This is a genomic window from Pseudomonas sp. ANT_J28, assembly GCF_008370005.1.
Taxonomy (GTDB): Bacteria; Pseudomonadota; Gammaproteobacteria; order Pseudomonadales; family Pseudomonadaceae; genus Aquipseudomonas; species Aquipseudomonas frigoris.
Genome location: NZ_VOBM01000070.1, coordinates 1 through 17412 on the forward strand (window position 1 = coordinate 1; position 17412 = coordinate 17412).

At 58.7% G+C, this 17412-nt stretch carries 15 protein-coding genes and 1 pseudogene; 12 read left to right on the top strand and 4 right to left on the bottom strand.

All coding sequences use genetic code 11. The features are described from left to right. Positions 1 to 111: 111 nt before the first annotated feature. Positions 112 to 1164, bottom strand: a complete 1053-nt coding sequence (locus FQ187_RS28685) for a site-specific integrase (RefSeq protein WP_149632062.1) — start codon at positions 1162 to 1164, stop codon at positions 112 to 114. 119 nt (positions 1165 to 1283) lie between these two features. On the opposite strand from FQ187_RS28685, the gene dnaQ reads away from it, so the two are divergent. From dnaQ to FQ187_RS28700, 3 genes are all read left to right on the top strand, one after another. Further along, positions 1284 to 2060 (top strand): DNA polymerase III subunit epsilon, encoded by a 777-nt coding sequence (gene dnaQ, locus FQ187_RS28690; protein ID WP_371925563.1) that lies wholly within the window; start codon positions 1284 to 1286, stop codon positions 2058 to 2060. 127 nt (positions 2061 to 2187) lie between these two features. After that, the gene (locus tag FQ187_RS28695) at positions 2188 to 4443 is read left to right on the top strand and encodes an Orn/Lys/Arg decarboxylase N-terminal domain-containing protein (protein ID WP_149632064.1); all 2256 of its coding nucleotides are present in this window, start codon (positions 2188 to 2190) and stop codon (positions 4441 to 4443) included. A 14-nt stretch (positions 4444 to 4457) separates the two neighbouring features. Further along, positions 4458 to 5072, top strand: a complete 615-nt coding sequence (locus tag FQ187_RS28700; RefSeq protein ID WP_149632065.1) for a GNAT family N-acetyltransferase — start codon at positions 4458 to 4460, stop codon at positions 5070 to 5072. On the opposite strand, the gene FQ187_RS28705 is transcribed toward FQ187_RS28700, so the two are convergent. Together FQ187_RS28705 and FQ187_RS28710 are read right to left on the bottom strand one after the other, a co-directional pair. Further along, the gene (locus FQ187_RS28705) at positions 5038 to 5931 is read right to left on the bottom strand and encodes a LysR substrate-binding domain-containing protein (RefSeq protein ID WP_149632066.1); all 894 of its coding nucleotides are present in this window, start codon (positions 5929 to 5931) and stop codon (positions 5038 to 5040) included. The two genes, FQ187_RS28700 and FQ187_RS28705, sit on opposite strands and share 35 nt — an antisense overlap. An 88-nt stretch (positions 5932 to 6019) precedes the next feature. Continuing rightward, complete coding sequence (locus FQ187_RS28710) at positions 6020 to 6280, bottom strand: hypothetical protein (RefSeq protein WP_074876303.1); 261 nt, start codon at positions 6278 to 6280, stop codon at positions 6020 to 6022. Between the two features lie 176 nt (positions 6281 to 6456). Between FQ187_RS28710 and FQ187_RS28715 the strand changes: the two genes are divergently transcribed. The 3 genes and pseudogenes from FQ187_RS28715 (at position 6457) to FQ187_RS28730 (ending at position 9413) form a co-directional block, all read left to right on the top strand. Next, the gene (locus FQ187_RS28715; protein ID WP_149632067.1) at positions 6457 to 7017 is read left to right on the top strand and encodes an NADPH-dependent FMN reductase; all 561 of its coding nucleotides are present in this window, start codon (positions 6457 to 6459) and stop codon (positions 7015 to 7017) included. A gap of 279 nt (positions 7018 to 7296) precedes the next feature. Then, positions 7297 to 8061, top strand: a pseudogene (locus tag FQ187_RS28725) (DUF2855 family protein). Positions 8062 to 8129: 68 nt separating this feature from the next. Then, positions 8130 to 9413, top strand: coding sequence for an arsenic transporter (locus tag FQ187_RS28730; protein WP_149632068.1), 1284 nt, complete (start codon positions 8130 to 8132; stop codon positions 9411 to 9413). Positions 9414 to 9519: 106 nt separating this feature from the next. Here the strand turns inward: FQ187_RS28730 and FQ187_RS28735 are convergent, their stop codons facing one another. Continuing rightward, on the bottom strand, positions 9520 to 10470 hold the full coding sequence (locus FQ187_RS28735; protein WP_149632069.1) for a DUF1853 family protein: 951 nt from the start codon (positions 10468 to 10470) through the stop codon (positions 9520 to 9522). Between the two features lie 107 nt (positions 10471 to 10577). Between FQ187_RS28735 and FQ187_RS28740 the strand changes: the two genes are divergently transcribed. From FQ187_RS28740 to pepN, 6 genes are read left to right on the top strand one after another with little or no spacing between them, the layout of a single operon-like run. Beyond that, a complete protein-coding gene (locus tag FQ187_RS28740; protein WP_007906781.1) occupies positions 10578 to 11468 on the top strand; it encodes an NAD(+) kinase in 891 nt (296 codons plus the stop codon). Next, the gene (locus FQ187_RS28745; protein ID WP_371925564.1) at positions 11465 to 12439 is read left to right on the top strand and encodes a metallophosphoesterase; all 975 of its coding nucleotides are present in this window, start codon (positions 11465 to 11467) and stop codon (positions 12437 to 12439) included. Before FQ187_RS28740 ends, FQ187_RS28745 begins: the two co-directional genes overlap by 4 nt. Continuing rightward, complete coding sequence (locus FQ187_RS28750; RefSeq protein WP_149632071.1) at positions 12436 to 13305, top strand: rhomboid family intramembrane serine protease; 870 nt, start codon at positions 12436 to 12438, stop codon at positions 13303 to 13305. The genes FQ187_RS28745 and FQ187_RS28750 overlap by 4 nt, the downstream gene beginning before the upstream one ends. Positions 13306 to 13338: 33 nt before the next feature. After that, positions 13339 to 13599 (top strand): YeaC family protein, encoded by a 261-nt coding sequence (locus FQ187_RS28755; protein WP_008152127.1) that lies wholly within the window; start codon positions 13339 to 13341, stop codon positions 13597 to 13599. After that, on the top strand, positions 13596 to 14426 hold the full coding sequence (locus FQ187_RS28760) for a DUF2797 domain-containing protein (protein WP_102614773.1): 831 nt from the start codon (positions 13596 to 13598) through the stop codon (positions 14424 to 14426). Before FQ187_RS28755 ends, FQ187_RS28760 begins: the two co-directional genes overlap by 4 nt. Before the next feature lie 10 nt (positions 14427 to 14436). Continuing rightward, entirely contained in the window at positions 14437 to 17094 is a 2658-nt protein-coding gene (gene pepN, locus FQ187_RS28765; protein ID WP_149632072.1) for an aminopeptidase N, read from the top strand. Positions 17095 to 17412: the final 318 nt, after the last annotated feature.

Sequence of the window (17412 nt, forward strand, 5' to 3'; positions counted from 1 at the left end):
GCGCGACTAGAGGAAAGAACCATGAATTAAGGACAGGAAAGGCCTGTTTTTCGACCGACTCATGATTTTTTGAACCTCAAGCAGAGAGGGCATGAAAAATCGGTGGGTACTTCAGACCTTCCCTAGCTTAGAAAAGCGGTAGTTCCAATCATGTCTCAATAAGTGAGGGTGCACCGACTTCATGGAGTGATAGGATTTCTTGATATTCGCAAGGCCTGTACCAAACGCAGTCTTGGGGAGTGCTTTACCTTGACTAGCACCTCCACGATGGACTACAAAAATAAAGGCATCATCCGAAAATCCGACTCCTTTAACTTCAGCTCGCCAATTGTTTAGATATTCCATTAACTGTTCTTCGAGACTTTCCGATATTGGTAATCTGCGCCCCATAGTTTTAGCAACTGGCTGATTTAGTCGATTGTCGAGCACATCATTATGGTTGCGTTCAATGTCCAGGTAGGCGCTATCACTGCCACCTGCTTCGATGAAGTGCTTGAGTTTCAAACTCAGTAACTCGCCTAATCGCATGCCCGTTTCGTAAAGAACGCGCAGCATTACGACATTACGCATCCTAGGCCCAAAGTCCTGCGGATTCTGAATGTCCTCAAAAGGTTGGCCGAATAGGTCCAGAAGTCGGTTGCGGGCTTCCGCAGGCAGTTTCGCAGCCACAATTCTTCGCTCGCGTGCAGATTTTGAGCCTGCTTTTCTCCTCTTTTTACTGAGTAGCAATGTATTTTGCGCCTCAATTGCATCCCTGATGTTGGGGGTGTTTGACTCGGTGATGACCTCTTGTGCCAGCCAGCGCAGATAATCAGCGGAATAAGCGACATATGTGTTGTATTTTGGGCTGCTAATGACATCTCCTTTGTCACCCAGCTTGCTGGCGCGCAAATAGTTCGCCAAGTCATCGATCTGCGCAGCACTGAGAAATTTGGCAGCTTGAAAGTTCATGGCCAGATCGATGTTTCTGGTGAGCTCCCACTCACAGATTCGCTTTATCACCGCGAGATGGACCTTTTGCGTTTCGTGGGTAGCGGAGGGTCGCACAGCGCGGAGGATGTACGCAGTTGGGTAAAATAAAGGGAAACCAGGTTCATCAGCTTCGTGGAGCTGAGAGAAGCGTTCACCGTTGCTCGCAATGAAAGTCTTGGTTGTAAAAGTCATGTTTACACTCTGGCGTACTTTGATGGAAAGGTATGGAGTGTTTACATCTCGTCGTTGGTCCTTGTGATGATTCTCTTTCGATATGTTAAGATTCAGGGCGTATTTATAGGCAGGTAGCGATGACGGTTTACACAAATACAGCTAACAGGATGGTAGTACTCGATACCGAAACCACCGGCATGCCGGTGACCGACGGCCACCGGATTATCGAAATCGGTTGTGTCGAGTTGATCGGTCGGCGCCTGACGGGCCGGCATTTCCACGTTTACCTGCAACCGGACCGCGAGAGTGATGAAGGCGCCATTGGCGTCCACGGCATCACCAACGAATTTTTGGTCGGCAAGCCGCGCTTCACTGAAGTGGCCGATGAATTCTTTGAATTCATCAAGGGTGCGCAACTGATCATCCATAACGCGGCGTTCGACGTTGGCTTCATCAACAACGAATTCGCCCTGATGGGCCAGCACGATCGTGCGGACATCACGCAGCACTGCTCGATCCTCGACACACTGATGATGGCCCGGGAACGTCACCCGGGGCAGCGCAACAGCCTCGACGCCTTGTGCAAACGCTATGGCGTCGACAACTCCGGTCGTGAACTGCACGGCGCCTTGCTCGACTCCGAGATCCTCGCCGACGTTTACCTGACCATGACGGGCGGCCAGACCAGCCTGTCCCTGGCTGGTAATGCTTCCGATGGCAACGGTTCCGGAGAAGGTGCGGACAATTCCGCCACCGAGATCCGCCGCCTGCCGGTCGATCGTCGACCGACGCGTATCATCCGTGCCAGCGAAGATGACCTGGCCCAACACGTGGCACGCCTGGAAGCCATCGCCAAATCCGCCGGCGCCCCGTCGCTCTGGCAGCAACTGGCCGAGGCCAAGGCTCAAGCCTGATTTTTTTGCCACACAATGGTGCGCCCGATGACCTCCTTCGGGGCGCCGCACTCGCCACATGCGCTCGAACCCTCTACCCTGAGGTGATTGGCGGACCACGGTCTGCCGCCTCAGGACACTGAGCCTCATGTATAAAGATTTGAAATTCCCGGTCCTGATCGTCCATCGCGACATCAAGGCCGACACCGTCGCCGGTGATCGCGTGCGTGGCATCGCCCGGGAGCTGGAGCAGGAAGGCTTCAGCATTGTCTCGGCGGTGGATTACACCGAAGGGCGTCTGGTTGCCTCGACCCATCACGGTCTTTCCTGCATGTTGATTGCGGCCGAAGACGCCAGCACTCACTCTCATCTATTGCACAACATGGCCGAGCTGATTGGCCTGGCGCGGGTGCGTGCGCCCGACCTGCCGATCTTCGCGCTGGGTGAGCAAGTGACCCTGGAGAACGCTCCGGCCGACGCCATGGCCGAACTCAATCAGCTGCGCGGGATTCTTTATCTGTTCGAAGACACCGTGCCTTTTTTGGCCAGGCAGGTCGCTCGAGCGGCACGCAAATACCTGGATGGTCTGCTGCCGCCGTTTTTCAAAGCGCTGGTGCAGCACACGGCCGACTCCAACTATTCCTGGCACACGCCCGGCCATGGCGGCGGTGTGGCGTACCACAAGAGCCCGGTGGGTCAGGCGTTTCACCAGTTCTTCGGGGAAAATACCCTGCGTTCCGATTTGTCGGTGTCGGTGCCGGAACTCGGTTCTTTGCTCGATCACACTGGTCCGCTGGCAGAAGCGGAGGCCCGTGCTGCCCGCAATTTCGGCGCCGATCACACCTTCTTCGTGATCAATGGCACCTCGACCGCCAACAAAATCGTCTGGCATTCGATGGTCGCTCGCGATGACTTGGTGTTGGTGGATCGCAACTGCCACAAGTCGATATTGCATTCGATCATCATGACCGGCGCCATTCCGCTGTACCTGTGCCCGGAGCGCAATGAGCTGGGGATCATCGGCCCGATTCCATTGAGCGAATTTAGCCGCGAATCGATTCAGGCCAAGATCGACGCCAGCCCGCTGACCAAGGGCCGGGCGCCCAAGGTCAAGTTGGCGGTGGTGACCAATTCGACGTACGACGGCCTCTGCTACAACGCTGAGCTGATCAAGCAGCAGTTGGGCAACAGTGTCGAGGTCTTACACTTCGATGAGGCCTGGTACGCCTACGCAGCGTTTCACGAGTTCTTCGCCGGGCGTTACGGCATGGGCACTTCCCGCAGTGAAGACGGCCCGCTGGTGTTCACCACCCATTCCACCCACAAACTGCTGGCGGCGTTTAGCCAGGCATCGATGATTCACGTCCAGGACGGCGGCGCGCGGCAGCTGGATCGGGATCGCTTCAATGAAGCGTTCATGATGCACATCTCTACCTCGCCGCAGTACAGCATCATCGCTTCGCTGGATGTGGCTTCGGCCATGATGGAAGGCCCGGCCGGGCGATCGCTGTTGCAGGAAATGTTCGACGAAGCGCTGAGTTTTCGCCGGGCGCTGGCCAATTTGCGCCAGCACATCGCCGCTGACGATTGGTGGTTTTCCATCTGGCAACCGCCGTCGGTGGAAGGCATCGACCGCGTGGTCACCAAGGACTGGCTGCTGCAACCCGACGCCGACTGGCACGGCTTTGGCGGCGTGACCGACGATTACGTGCTACTCGACCCGATCAAGGTCACGTTGGTGATGCCGGGCCTGACGGCAGGCGGCGCCCTCAGCCAGCGCGGGATTCCGGCGGCGGTGGTCAGCAAATTCCTTTGGGAGCGGGGGCTGGTCGTTGAAAAGACCGGGCTGTATTCGTTCCTGGTGCTGTTCTCCATGGGCATCACCAAGGGCAAATGGAGCACGCTGCTGACCGAGTTGCTGGAGTTCAAGCGCAGCTACGATGCCAATGTCAGCCTCGCGACGTGCCTGCCGTGCGTGGCACAAGAGAATGTCGCGCGCTATCAGGGCATGGGTTTGCGCGATCTGTGCGATCAATTGCACGCCTGCTATCGCAGCAATGCCACGGCCAAACACCTCAAGCGCATGTACACGGTGCTGCCGGAAATCGCCATGAAGCCGTCTGACGCCTATGATCAATTGGTGCGAGGCGAGGTTGAAGCGGTGTCGATCGATGCTCTGGATGGGCGGATCGCCGCGGCGATGCTGGTGCCGTACCCGCCGGGGATTCCGTTGATCATGCCCGGCGAGCGCTTTACCGAGTCGACGCGCTCGATCATCGATTACCTAGCATTTGCGCGCACGTTCGATAGCAGCTTCCCGGGGTTTGTCGCTGATGTGCACGGATTGCAACACGAAGACGAGGGCAATGGACGGCATTACACCGTTGATTGCATCAAGGAATGAGGACCTTTCCCAGTATGCAACCGATCATGAATCCGAAATGCCCAGGGCTGTCGGTGCGCGTTGCCGACGATGGTTTTGCAGCCTACATCTGGGGCAGTGATTTCAGTTTTGAAGTCGCGGCCTACGGCGCAGCCGAAATCGGCAAACCGGTGGAGCAGTGGCCGGTGACGCCGATCACGCCCTATCGCAAGTGCTACGGCATTGATCCCGAGGAGTTCAGCAGTTTCCGCAATGCCGCTGACAGCGCGATTTTCATGGCTTATCTCGATGATGAGCCCGTGGGTCATCTGGTGGTCAGCACCAACTGGAACGGCTTTGCCCATATCGACGAGTTGGCGGTGCATGCGCCGGCGCGCCGACATGGTGTGGCCAAGGCGTTACTGGATGTGGCGCAGTTCTGGAGCCGCAAAAAGAAACTGCCGGGCATCATGCTTGAAACCCAGAACAACAACCTGGGGGCCTGCCGGCTCTATGAGCGCCGCGGTTACGTCTTGGGTGGAATCGATCATCTGCGTTATCGCGGAATCGATCCGAACACCGCCGAAGTGGCGCTGTTCTGGTATCGACTGTTCGATAACCCGCTGGAAATCCTGCCTAGCTCGCCAACATCGCCACGGCTTGTTCCGTGATGATGCCCAGCAATGCCTGGACCGCTGGCGATGGCTCGCCATTCTTGAGGGTCAAGGCATAAAGGCTGATCGGCACGGCCGGCGCCAGCGGGCAGGCATCCAGCCCGGCCGATTTGGCCCCGAGGGCGGTGAACGGGTCGACGATGGCCAGGCCTTCACCGGCCTCGACCATGCTGCGCATCATCTGGTGAGTCTGTACCCGGGTTTGAATGACCGGCGCAGGGCGCAGGGCATACAGCTTGTTTTCCAGCGCCGGGCTCAGCGGATCATGACCTTCCAGGCCCACCATCGATTGGCCGGCCAGGTCTTGCAGCGAGATGTACTTTTGTTTGGGTTGCAACCAGCCGTGGGGTGCCAGCAGCTGAAGTTTGCCTTGGGCGATCGCCTGGCAATGAATGTCGGCGTGATCGGGGTCATGCAGGCTCAGCCCCAGATCGCTTTCGCGCAGCAGCAGGTTTCTGACGATCTCGCGGGTAGGTTGACTCAGAAGGGTGCAAGGTGCGTCAGGAAGTCGTCGGCGCAGGGCGGCAATGCTCTGTGGCAATAGCTGCTGTGCCAGGGGCGGTGTGCAGACGATCCGCAAGGGCGGAGCCTGATATTGCTTGAGGCTGTTGGCCAGACGCTGGACCGGCTCGAGCGCTTCATAGACGTGGGCGATCTGGACCTGCAACTCCCGCGCCTCGCGCGTGGCCTGCAAGCGTCCACGCACGCTGGAAAACAGCATGAAACCCAACTGATCCTCGGCGTCGCGCAGAATTCCTTCGACTTCGGCCAGAGGCAACTGCAGCCATTCGGCGGCGGTGCCCAGGTGACCGGTCTGCAAGAGCGCCTGGATCACTTCGATATGACGTAAACGCATGCGTGAAGTCCATGTTCAGCAGGTGAGGGAGTCAATGGCTGAATCCTAACTCAAGTGCGCGCATATGACTTCTGCTCATAACACGGGGTTATGAAGCGACGTTGGTTTCCGGCAGGTTACCGACATAGGTGTCGGGTTCGCGCACGATGGTCACGTCCGACTGCACCAGCAAAAACTGGTTGTCATCGAGTTTCCGTACGCGGTCGCCAATGGCCAGCTTATAAGTGGTGACAGGCACCGAGCCCGTGAGACCGTCTGCCGACGGGGTGGATTCCTGGAACTCATGCACGGAATAAACGCGGCCTTCCGCGTCTCTTGCATGGAACTGACCGACGAGTACTGCTGCCATCTGCTTAGAACCTCTGGGGATAAATCACTCAATTTGCGGCTCTGTAGACCGTGGTTGGGCGAGGTAAGTTTTCCTACAGGAAAAAAATAGTCAGGGGCGGCGTTTTTCAGTCGCCCACTGGTTGAATCGTCATCTATAACTACAAGCTCTTTCCATCGGACAGTCGAGAATCTTCCATGAGCAACGTCTATACGATCGCTGTACTGGTCGGCAGCTTGAGAAAGGAATCGATCAATCGCAAGGTGGCGCTGGCCCTGGCCGAGCTGGCGCCTGCCAATCTCAAATTGGTTATCGTCGAAATCGGCGATCTGCCGCTCTATAACGAGGACATCGATGGTGCTTCACCGCCGGCAGCCTACAGCACTTTCCGGCAACAAGTGAGCTCATCCGACGCGGTGCTGTTCGTGACCCCCGAATACAACCGTTCGGTGCCAGCGCCGATGAAGAATGCGATCGATGTGGGTTCGCGTCCCTATGGCAAGAGTGCCTGGAGCGGCAAGCCTGGTGCCGTGATCAGTGCCTCGCCGGGCGCTATCGGCGGATTTGGCGCCAATCACCACCTGCGCCAGTCCATGGTATTTCTGGATGTGCCTTGCATGCAGCAACCGGAAGCCTACCTGAGCGGCGCCGGTACAGCGTTCGACGAGGCGGGCAACCTGTCCGAGTCGCTGAAACCGTTTTTGCAAAAATTCATCAATGCTTATGGACAGTGGGTTGAGCAGCATAAAAAGCAATGACGCTCATTTAGCCACGGAGCCGGCCACAGATCATCGATTCGATCTCCAGCAGCAATGCGGCGGTTTGCGCCGCCGCAGGTTGTGCGGTGACCCAATAACCGCGACCGCCCCAAGCCGTGATTAGCCAGGCATCAATGGTTGTTTTTGAAGGGCAAACGGGCAAATCGGTACAGGCTGCGAAGGCTTCGCGCCACTACTGCGAAAACTCCTGGAACACTCGCCGATGGTGTTTGGGTTCGGCGATCTGGTGTTCGAGGGGCATCAGTTCATAGTCAACGGGTGACCGAGCGTGGTTTCTATGATGCCAGCGAGCATCGGCAGGCGCTGATGTCAGCGTACAACCCGTACACCCGTTGTAGTCGGGACCCGTATTACAGCCATGAATCCGAAAACCTGCAGATATTGCTCAAGCCACTTTTCCTGACGTCATCGATGCTCGCGGATTTCCTTCAGGACAATCAGTTCTTTGGTGCAGCCCGGCTGGTGTTCTCCAGCGCTTCGAGCAAAACCGCCTAAGGCACAGCGGTCTACCTGGAAAATCATCCCGAACTGGAGCGAGTGGCACGGACCTCTGCCGGAAACCAGGCCTTTGTCGAAAAGCTCGGTTGTTACGAGCGAACGGTGTCCTACGCAGAACTGGCGAGCCTGGCCAATGACCGTCCTACGTTGTATGTGGATTTTTCGGGCGACCTGGATTTACGGGATCAGGTCCACCAGCATTTTGCCGGGCGGTTGGTTTACAGCTGCTTCGCCGGTTCTGTGCAAAGCACCGATGAGGCGCGATTGACGGCCATTGAGGGGCCGCAACCAGTGTTCTTTTTTGCGCCGATCCAGATCCGCAAGCGCAATGCCGAGTGGGGGTCGGGAGGGGGCAGTCAGCATATTGGTGAGGGTTTGCAGCATTTCTACCGGCGGTTGACGGCGGCTGATAAACCATTGCTGGAAGTGGTCGAGAGCAAAGGCTATGAAGCCGCGCAGAGCGTGATTACCCGGCTGTTCCATGGTCAGATCGCGCCGGTGGAGGGGCATGTGATTCGGTTGTGAGGTTAGCGGTTACATGGGCCTGGTGATCTGCGCTATTTTAGCTGCCCTTGTTTACAGGCTGCTGTTGCATGCTGATCGCATCGTTGATTTTCCTGCTGACCATCACCTTGGTGATCTGGCAGCCAAAAGGCCTTGGCGTTGGCTGGAGTGCGGTATTCGGCGCGGTACTTGCGCTGATTTTCGGGGTCGTACACCTCAGCGACATCCCGCTGGTGTGGCAGATTATCTGGAACGCCACTGGCACCTTTGTCGCTTTGATCATCATCAGTCTGCTGCTGGACGAGGCAGGATTCTTTGCCTGGGCGGCGTTGCATGTGGCCCGATGGGGGCGGGGCAGCGGACGCAAGCTGTTTGCTTATATGGTGCTGCTCGGCGCGTTGGTGTCGGCGTTGTTCGCCAATGACGGGGCGGCGCTGATTCTCACGCCCATCGTGATTTCCATGCTGCTGGCGTTGCGCTTTTCCCCGGCGGCGACCCTGGCGTTCGTCATGGGCGCCGGTTTTATCGCCGACACGGCAAGCCTGCCGTTGGTGGTGTCGAACCTGGTGAACATCGTTTCCGCGGACTTCTTCCACATCAGTTTCAATCGTTACGCGGCGGTGATGATCCCGGTCAACCTGGTGAGTGTCGCGGCGACCCTGGCGATGCTGATGTGGTTTTTCCGTCGTGACATCCCCAAGGATTACGACCCCGAGCAACTGGCGCATCCGGCTTCTGCGATCCACGACAACGCCACGTTTTATGCCGGTTGGGCCGTGTTGGTGATTCTGCTGCTCGGCTGCTTCGCGCTGGAACCGCTGGGGATTCCGATCAGTGCCATTTCTGCGGTGTGCGCGGCGTTGCTGCTGGCCATTGCCGCCCGTGGTCACAAGATTTCCACCCGCAAAGTCATCAAAGAAGCACCCTGGCATATCGTGATTTTCTCGCTGGGCATGTACCTGGTGGTGTATGGCCTGCGCAACGCGGGGCTCACGGGGTATTTGGCCGTATGGCTGGATGGTTTTGCCGGTTACGGCGTGTGGGGCGCGGCCATTGGCACGGGCGTGCTGACGGCGCTGCTGTCGTCGATGATGAACAATCTGCCGACGGTGCTGATCGGTCTGCTATCAATCGATGCCAGCCAGGCGACCGGGACGGTGAAGGAGGCGATGATCTACGCCAACGTCATCGGCAGCGACCTGGGGCCGAAGATTACGCCGATCGGCAGCCTGGCGACGTTGCTGTGGTTGCATGTGCTGGAGCGCAAGAGCATTCGGATCGGCTGGGGGTATTACTTCAAGGTCGGGATTGTGCTGACGGTGCCGGTGTTGTTGGTGACGTTGGCGGCGCTGGCTTTGCGGTTATCGGTATAGACCGCGGCGGCCCCTTCGCGAGCAGGCTCGCACACAGGGATCTTCGGTATAAGGAGATCAAATGTGGGAGCAACTGTCTTCACTATGCCGCTCGTCACCACAAATCTCAGCCACTGCCAGGAACGTCAGGCCAAAGATCCGCCACCAGAAACAGCCGCTCGGCTTCTTCCCAATCGCCCTGGGCGTTTTCTGTGAGTCGCACCAGCAACTGCGCCGGGGCCAGTGGCTCCAGCTCGCTGAGCCAGGCATTCAGCTGTTCAGTGCTCCAGGTCTGCTCCACCGGATAGTGCGCCGGCGCCAGCCAGGCATGGCGGGGCAGGGGTTGCCAGCGACCGAACGGGCGTTGCACGACAAAGTCTGCCCAGTCCTTCTGGTGCAGCCAGCTACCGCGTAAATGCTGGGGATGTGCGCCATTCGGTGGCTCGGCCGGTCCCGGCCACGGATACAGCAAATAGCCGCCCAGCCACAAATGCGCACTGAACTGCTGGATATCCAGCGCCGCCAATACTTCGCGGCTCTCCGGGCGCGCCGAAATCGGCAATTGATGCTGAGTCAGATGGGCCAGTTTGCGGTCCAGCCGATCATGGCAGCCGGGGCCGAGCCACTGCGCTGTGTCGTGACCGTCGCCATTTTGCGGGCCAAGGTAAAGTTTGATCGCCAGTTCCAGATGATGCACGCCGTCACGATCGCGCAGCAGCATGTCCAGCTCGCCCAGCGTGTGGCCTTCGCGGCGGATCGGCATGTTGGCGGCAATCAGGTCGATACCCGGCGCGTGCCGCACGGCGTATTGCCAGAGGCGTTCGTAGTACAAGCCCAATCGCCGGGTTCGGGCCTGCGCCAGCCAGTGCAGCAAGTCATAACTGTCGTGATCGAGTTGCCGCAGCCACCGTTCCAGCCGCTCCGGCGCTTGTACCCAGTCGCTGCCGGTCAGCGGATGACGCTGCGGCCACGTCGTGACGCCAAGCATCGGCGGCGCGAGGATGACCCAGGCCAGGTCGCGCACTTCGGGGTGGCGCAACTGGTGGGGTAACTGCAGCAAATCGGGAAATAGGATCATCTTGCGAGCATAGCCTCAATCGTGAGTACACCGTTGTGGCTGAAAGGATTTTGTCTATCCCACGCTTTCACCCATAATCGTGTTTTTCGCCGCCGCGCAGGAACCTCATGGAGCAATTTCGTAATATCGGCATCATCGGTCGCCTGGGCAGTTCTCAGGTGCTGGATACCGTTCGCCGACTGAAACGGTTTCTGCTCGACCGTCACCTGCACGTGATCCTCGAAGACACCATCGCCGAAGTGCTGCCGGGTCATGGCTTGCAAACCTCGTCGCGCAAGATGCTCGGCGAAGTATGTGACATGGTGATTGTGGTCGGTGGTGACGGCAGCCTGTTGGGCGCCGCGCGGGCATTGGCCCGGCACAATATTCCGGTGCTCGGCATCAACCGTGGCAGCCTGGGCTTCCTGACCGATATTCGCCCCGATGAGCTGGAAGTCAAAGTCGCCGAGGTGCTCGACGGCCACTATCTGGTGGAAAACCGCTTCCTGCTGCAAGCCGAAGTCCGCCGCCACGCCGAGGCCATCGGTCAGGGCGACGCCCTGAACGACGTAGTGCTGCACCCCGGCAAATCGACGCGGATGATCGAGTTCGAGTTGTACATCGACGGCCAGTTCGTCTGCAGCCAGAAGGCCGATGGCCTGATCGTCGCCACGCCCACCGGTTCGACGGCCTACGCGCTGTCGGCGGGCGGGCCGATCATGCATCCCAAGCTAGACGCTATTGTGATTGTGCCGATGTACCCCCATACCTTGTCGGGCAGGCCGATTGTGGTCGATGGCAACAGTGAGCTGAAAATCGTCGTGTCCAAAGATATGCAGATTTACCCGCAAGTCTCCTGTGACGGGCAGAACCATTTCACCTGCGCGCCGGGTGACACCATCACCATCAGCAAGAAGGCCCAGAAACTGCGGCTGATTCACCCACTAGACCACAACTACTATGAAGTCTGCCGGACCAAACTCGGCTGGGGCAGCAAGTTGGGTGGTGGAGGCGACTGATGCTCGATCCCGCGCGAAGCTACGACCTGATCGGTGACGTGCACGGTTGCGCTCTGACCCTTGAGCACTTGCTCGACCGGCTCGGTTATAAAAAAAACGGTGGCGTCTGGCGGCATCCGTCGCGTATGGCGGTGTTCGTCGGCGACATCATCGACCGCGGGCCGCGGATTCGTGAGGCGCTGCACATCGTTCACGACATGGTCGAAGCCGGCCAGGCGCTGTGCATCATGGGCAACCATGAATTCAACGCCCTCGGCTGGAGCACGCCGGCGCCTCCGGGCAGCAGCAAGCAGTTCGTGCGTGAACACACTCCGCGCCATGCCCGTTTGCTGAACGAAACCCTGACCCAATTCGAAGACCATCCGGCTGACTGGCATGATTTCCTGCAATGGTTCTATGAGATGCCATTGTTCGTCGATGCCGGGCGTTTCCGCGTGGTGCATGCCTGCTGGGACGCGGGGCTTATCGAACCGCTGCGAGCCCTGTTCCCTGACGGTTGCGTCGACGAGCACTTCCTCCAGGCCTCCGCGGTGCCAGGCAGTTTCGCCTGTACCGTGTTCGACCGCCTGCTGCGCGGCACCGACATGCGCTTGCCTCACGGGTTGACCATGACCAGCGGCGATGGCCTGACGCGTTCGTTCTTCCGCACCAAGTTCTGGGAAGACGACCCGCAAACCTACGGAGATATTGTGTTCCAGCCTGACGCCCTGCCCGAACCCGTGGCCCGGACGCCGCTGTCGTCCACCGAAAAAAACACCTTGCTGCGCTATGGCGTCGATGAACCATTGTTGTTCGTGGGCCATTACTGGCGCAGCGGCAAACCGGTGCCGATCCGGCCGAACCTGGCCTGTCTGGATTACAGCGCGGTGCTCTACGGCAAGCTGGTCGCCTACCGTCTGGACCAGGAAACCCGCCTCGACCCGCACAAATTCGTCTGGGTCGATGTCGAGCGGCCGGAGGTGCTGCGATGAGTACCGTTGCCGTTTTACGGCTGCCGCTGGCGGTGGACTTGAGCGGGTTCGTCAAACTGTTGCAGCGTATGCAGGTGCCGCATCGAGTCAGCGAAGAGGCGGGGGAGCAAGTGCTTTGGGTACCGGCCAGCATTAGCGAAGACGTGCGCTCGTTGTACGAACGCTTCCCGGCCGGTGATCCTGATCAACAGCTGGACATTCCGGTGGCGCAAACCATAAAGCGCCCAAGTTTCGTCGAGCAACTGCGCCACGCCAAGGCGACAGCGTTCGTGTTGCTGCTGAGCCTGCTTGTCGGCGCGGTGACGCTTCTGGGCGAAAACCTCGACACGTTGCGCTGGCTGACCTTCCTCGATTTTCGCATTGTCGGCGAGTACATCCATTTCGTGCCATTGGCGGACAGCCTGGCGGCGGGGCAATGGTGGCGTCTGGTGACGCCGATGCTGATCCACTTCGGCATCCTGCACCTGGCCATGAACGGCATGTGGTACTGGGAACTGGGGCGACGCATCGAGTCGCGCCAGGGCAGTATCAACCTGATCGGCCTGACGTTGCTGTTCGGCCTGGTCTCGAACTACGCCCAGTTTGTTTTCAGTGGTCCGACGCTGTTTGGCGGCTTGTCCGGAGTGCTGTACGGCCTGCTCGGGCATTGCTGGATCTTTCAGCTGTTGTCGCCAAACCCGGCTTATCGCCTGCCGCGGGGCGTGCTGGTGATGATGCTGGTGTGGCTATTGCTGTGCCTGTCCGGGCTGGTCTCGATGATCGGCTTCGGTGAAATTGCCAATGCGGCCCACGTCGGCGGGTTGCTCGTCGGATGCTTGACCGGCTTGTTGGGTGGTTTGTACAACCGCCGTAAACTGGCCGCCTAAAACCGTTATGTATTAAAGAGCGCGGAGCCCTTGATGTCCTCTTTTAACGAAATGATCAACAACATCACCCCTGATATCTACCAGAGCCTGAAACTGGCGGTGGAAATCGGTAAATGGTCCGACGGTGGCAAACTCACCGCCGAACAACGCGAACTGTCGCTGCAAGCGATGATCGCCTGGGAAATCCAGAACCTGCCCGAAGACCAGCGCACCGGTTACATGGGCGTGCAGGAGTGCGGCTCCAAGTCAATCGAAGTGCCGAATATCCTGTTCAAATCGGATGCCGTCCATTGATCGAGATTGGCCGCGGTGCAATCAGCAAAATGTCGGCGCGCCTTGACGGGCCGAACGTGCAGTACGCGTTTCGTCTGGACGACGTCGAGGTGCCGGTCAATCCCTTGATCGGGACCACGGTGCGCCTGGAATACCTGGGAGCGATTCACTGCACCCATTGCGGACGCAAGACCAAAACCAGTTTCAGTCAGGGTTACTGCTACCCGTGCATGACCAAACTGGCCCAATGCGACATCTGCATCATGAGCCCGGAGCGTTGCCACTATGACGCTGGCACCTGCCGTGAGCCGGAGTGGGGCGAGAAGTTCTGCATGACGGATCACATTGTGTATCTGTCCAACTCTTCGGGGGTGAAGGTCGGGATCACCCGCGCCACTCAGCTGCCGACCCGTTGGATCGATCAGGGCGCCCGTCAGGCCTTGCCGATCATGCGCGTTTCGACCCGTCAGCAGTCGGGCTTCGTCGAAGACCTTTTCCGCAGTCAGGTGGCGGACAAGACCAACTGGCGTGCTTTACTCAAGGGCGACGCAGTGTCGGTCGACCTGGCGCAGGTTCGTGATCAGCTGTTCGACAGTTGCGCCGAAGGATTGCAAAGCTTGCAGGAACGATTCGGCCTACAAGCAATCCAGACTATTGCCGATGTAGAAACGCTCGAAATCCGCTATCCGGTCGAGCAATACCCGGCCAAAATCGTCAGCTTCAACCTGGACAAGAATCCGATCGCCGAAGGCACGCTGTTGGGAATCAAGGGCCAGTACCTGATTTTCGACACCGGCGTAATCAATATTCGTAAATACACGGCCTACCAGCTCGCCGTGCATCAGTAAGGACTCCAGCATGCGCACCGAACAACCGAAGATGATCTACCTGAAGGACTATCAGGCGCCCGAGTACCTGATCGACGAGACGCACCTGACCTTCGAGTTGTTCGAGGACCACAGCCTGGTCCATGCGCAACTGGTGATGCGCCGCAATCCTGAACGTGGCCCGGGCCTGCCGCCGCTGGTGCTGGATGGCCAACAGCTTGAATTGCTGTCGGTCACCTTGGCCGACAGAGAGTTGACCGCCACCGACTATCAGTTGACGGAAAACCACCTGACCCTGCACCCGACCAGCACCACCTTCACGGTCGACACCAGCGTCAAGATCCACCCGGAAACCAACACCGCGCTGGAAGGCCTGTACAAATCCGGCACGATGTTCTGCACCCAGTGCGAGGCCGAAGGCTTCCGCAAGATCACCTATTACCTCGACCGTCCGGACGTGATGAGTACGTTCACCACCACGGTCGTCGCCGAGCAGCACAGCTATCCAGTGCTGCTGTCCAACGGCAACCCGATTGCCTCAGGTCCCGGCGAAGACGGCCGGCACTGGGCGACCTGGGAAGATCCGTTCAAGAAACCTGCCTATCTGTTCGCGCTGGTGGCCGGTGATTTGTGGTGCGTCGAAGACACCTTCACCACCATGACCGATCGCTCCGTGGCACTGCGCATTTATGTCGAGCCGGAAAACATCGACAAGTGCCAGCACGCCATGAACAGCCTGAAGAAGTCGATGCGCTGGGACGAAGAGGTCTACGGTCGCGAGTACGACCTGGACATCTTCATGATCGTCGCGGTTAACGACTTCAACATGGGCGCCATGGAGAACAAGGGCCTCAACATCTTCAACTCCAGTGCCGTGCTGGCCCGCGCCGAAACCGCCACCGACGCTGCACACCAGCGGGTAGAGGCGATCGTTGCCCACGAGTACTTCCACAACTGGTCGGGCAACCGCGTGACCTGCCGCGACTGGTTCCAGTTGTCGCTCAAGGAAGGCTTCACCGTGTTCCGCGATTCGGGTTTCTCCGCCGACATGAACTCGGCCACCGTCAAGCGCATCCAGGACGTGGCGTACCTGCGGACCCACCAGTTCGCCGAAGACGCCGGTCCCATGGCCCACGCCGTGCGCCCGGACAGCTTCATCGAGATTTCAAACTTCTACACCCTGACCGTGTACGAAAAGGGTTCGGAAGTGGTCGGCATGATCCATACCTTGCTCGGCGCCGAAGGTTTCCGCAAAGGCAGCGACCTGTATTTCGAACGCCATGACGGCCAGGCCGTGACCTGCGACGACTTCATTAAAGCAATGGAAGACGCCAACGGTGTCGACCTGACCCAGTTCAAACGCTGGTACAGCCAGGCTGGCACACCGCGCCTGGCAGTCAGCGAGTCCTACGACGCGGCGGCGAAAACCTACAGTCTGACGTTCCGCCAGAGCTGCCCGGCAACCCCGGACAAGGTCGAGAAGCTGCCGTTCGTGATTCCTGTGGAGTTGGGCCTGCTGGACGCCAAAGGCGCGGCCATTGCGTTGCGTCTTTTCGGCGAAGCCAGCGCTCAGGGCACCTCACGGGTCATTTCGGTGACCGAAGCCGAGCAGACATTCACCTTCGTCGACATTGCTGAACAACCGTTGCCTTCGTTGCTGCGTGGCTTCTCGGCGCCGGTGAAACTGAGCTTCCCGTACAACCGCGATCAGCTGATGTTCCTGATGCAGCACGACAGCGACGGTTTCAACCGCTGGGATGCGGGTCAGCAATTATCGGTTCAGGTGCTGCAAGAGCTGATTGCTCAGCAGCAAAAGGGCGAGAAACTGGTGCTGGATCAGCGTCTGATTTCTGCCTTGCGTACCGTGCTGTCTGACGAGACGCTGGATCAGGCGATGGTCGCGGAAATGCTCTCGCTGCCGGGCGAGGCGTATCTGACCGAGATCAGCGAAGTGGCTGACGTTGACGCCATTCACATCGCTCGCGAGTTTGCTCGTAAACAATTGGCAGAAGGTTTGCTCGAGGCGTTGTGGCTGCGCTATCAGGCCAATCGCGATCTGTCGAAGAAAACCCCGTATGTAGCCGAGGCGGAGCACTTCGCTCGTCGCGCGTTGCAGAACATTGCTCTGTCGTACCTGATGCTCAGCGGTAAACCGGAAGTGTTGGCGGCGACGCTTGAGCAGTTCGAGACCAGCGACAACATGACCGAGCGCCTGACGGCGTTGGCGGTGTTGGTGAATTCGTCGTTCGAAGAAGAGAAGGCCACGGCACTGGCGAGTTTTGCCGAGCACTTCAAGGATAATCCGCTGGTCATGGATCAGTGGTTCAGCGTCCAGGCCGGCAGTGTGTTGCCTGGTGGTCTGGAGCGAGTCAAGGCGTTGATGCAGCATCCGGCATTCAACATCAAGAACCCGAACAAGGTGCGGGCGCTGGTCGGCGCGTTTGCCGGGCAGAACCTGATCAACTTCCATGCGGCCGATGGTTCGGGTTATCGGTTTCTCGCGGATCTGGTGATCGAGCTGAACGGGTTCAACCCGCAGATCGCTTCTCGGCAGTTGGCGCCGCTGACGCGCTGGCGCAAGTATGACGATGCGCGTCAGGCGTTGATGAAAGGTGAGCTGGAGCGGATTCGCGCTTCGGGTCAGTTGTCGAGTGATGTGTTTGAAGTGGTCAGCAAAAGCCTGGCCTGAGTTTGGGTCTTGTTTCCGCGGGGGTGTATATCCATTCCTGCGGTAACGGCCGCTTAGGGTTTCGCCCTTACGGCGACTCACTTGTGCGCCCAGCATGGGCGCCACCACTCAGCCTCCTGATATAGGTTGTCCGTTCCTTTCCTCTTCCATACTTCGGTGTCTGGAAGTCAGTTTTGATCAGGGAGGAACATGTGTAGTGGTCAACTAATTCCGGACACCTCGATAGGTGATTTTGACGCCATCGCCCGTTCGTAAACGGTCGGTGGCAGATATCCCAGTTTCGAGTGCAGCCGTTCGTTGTTGTAAAACCCAACGATG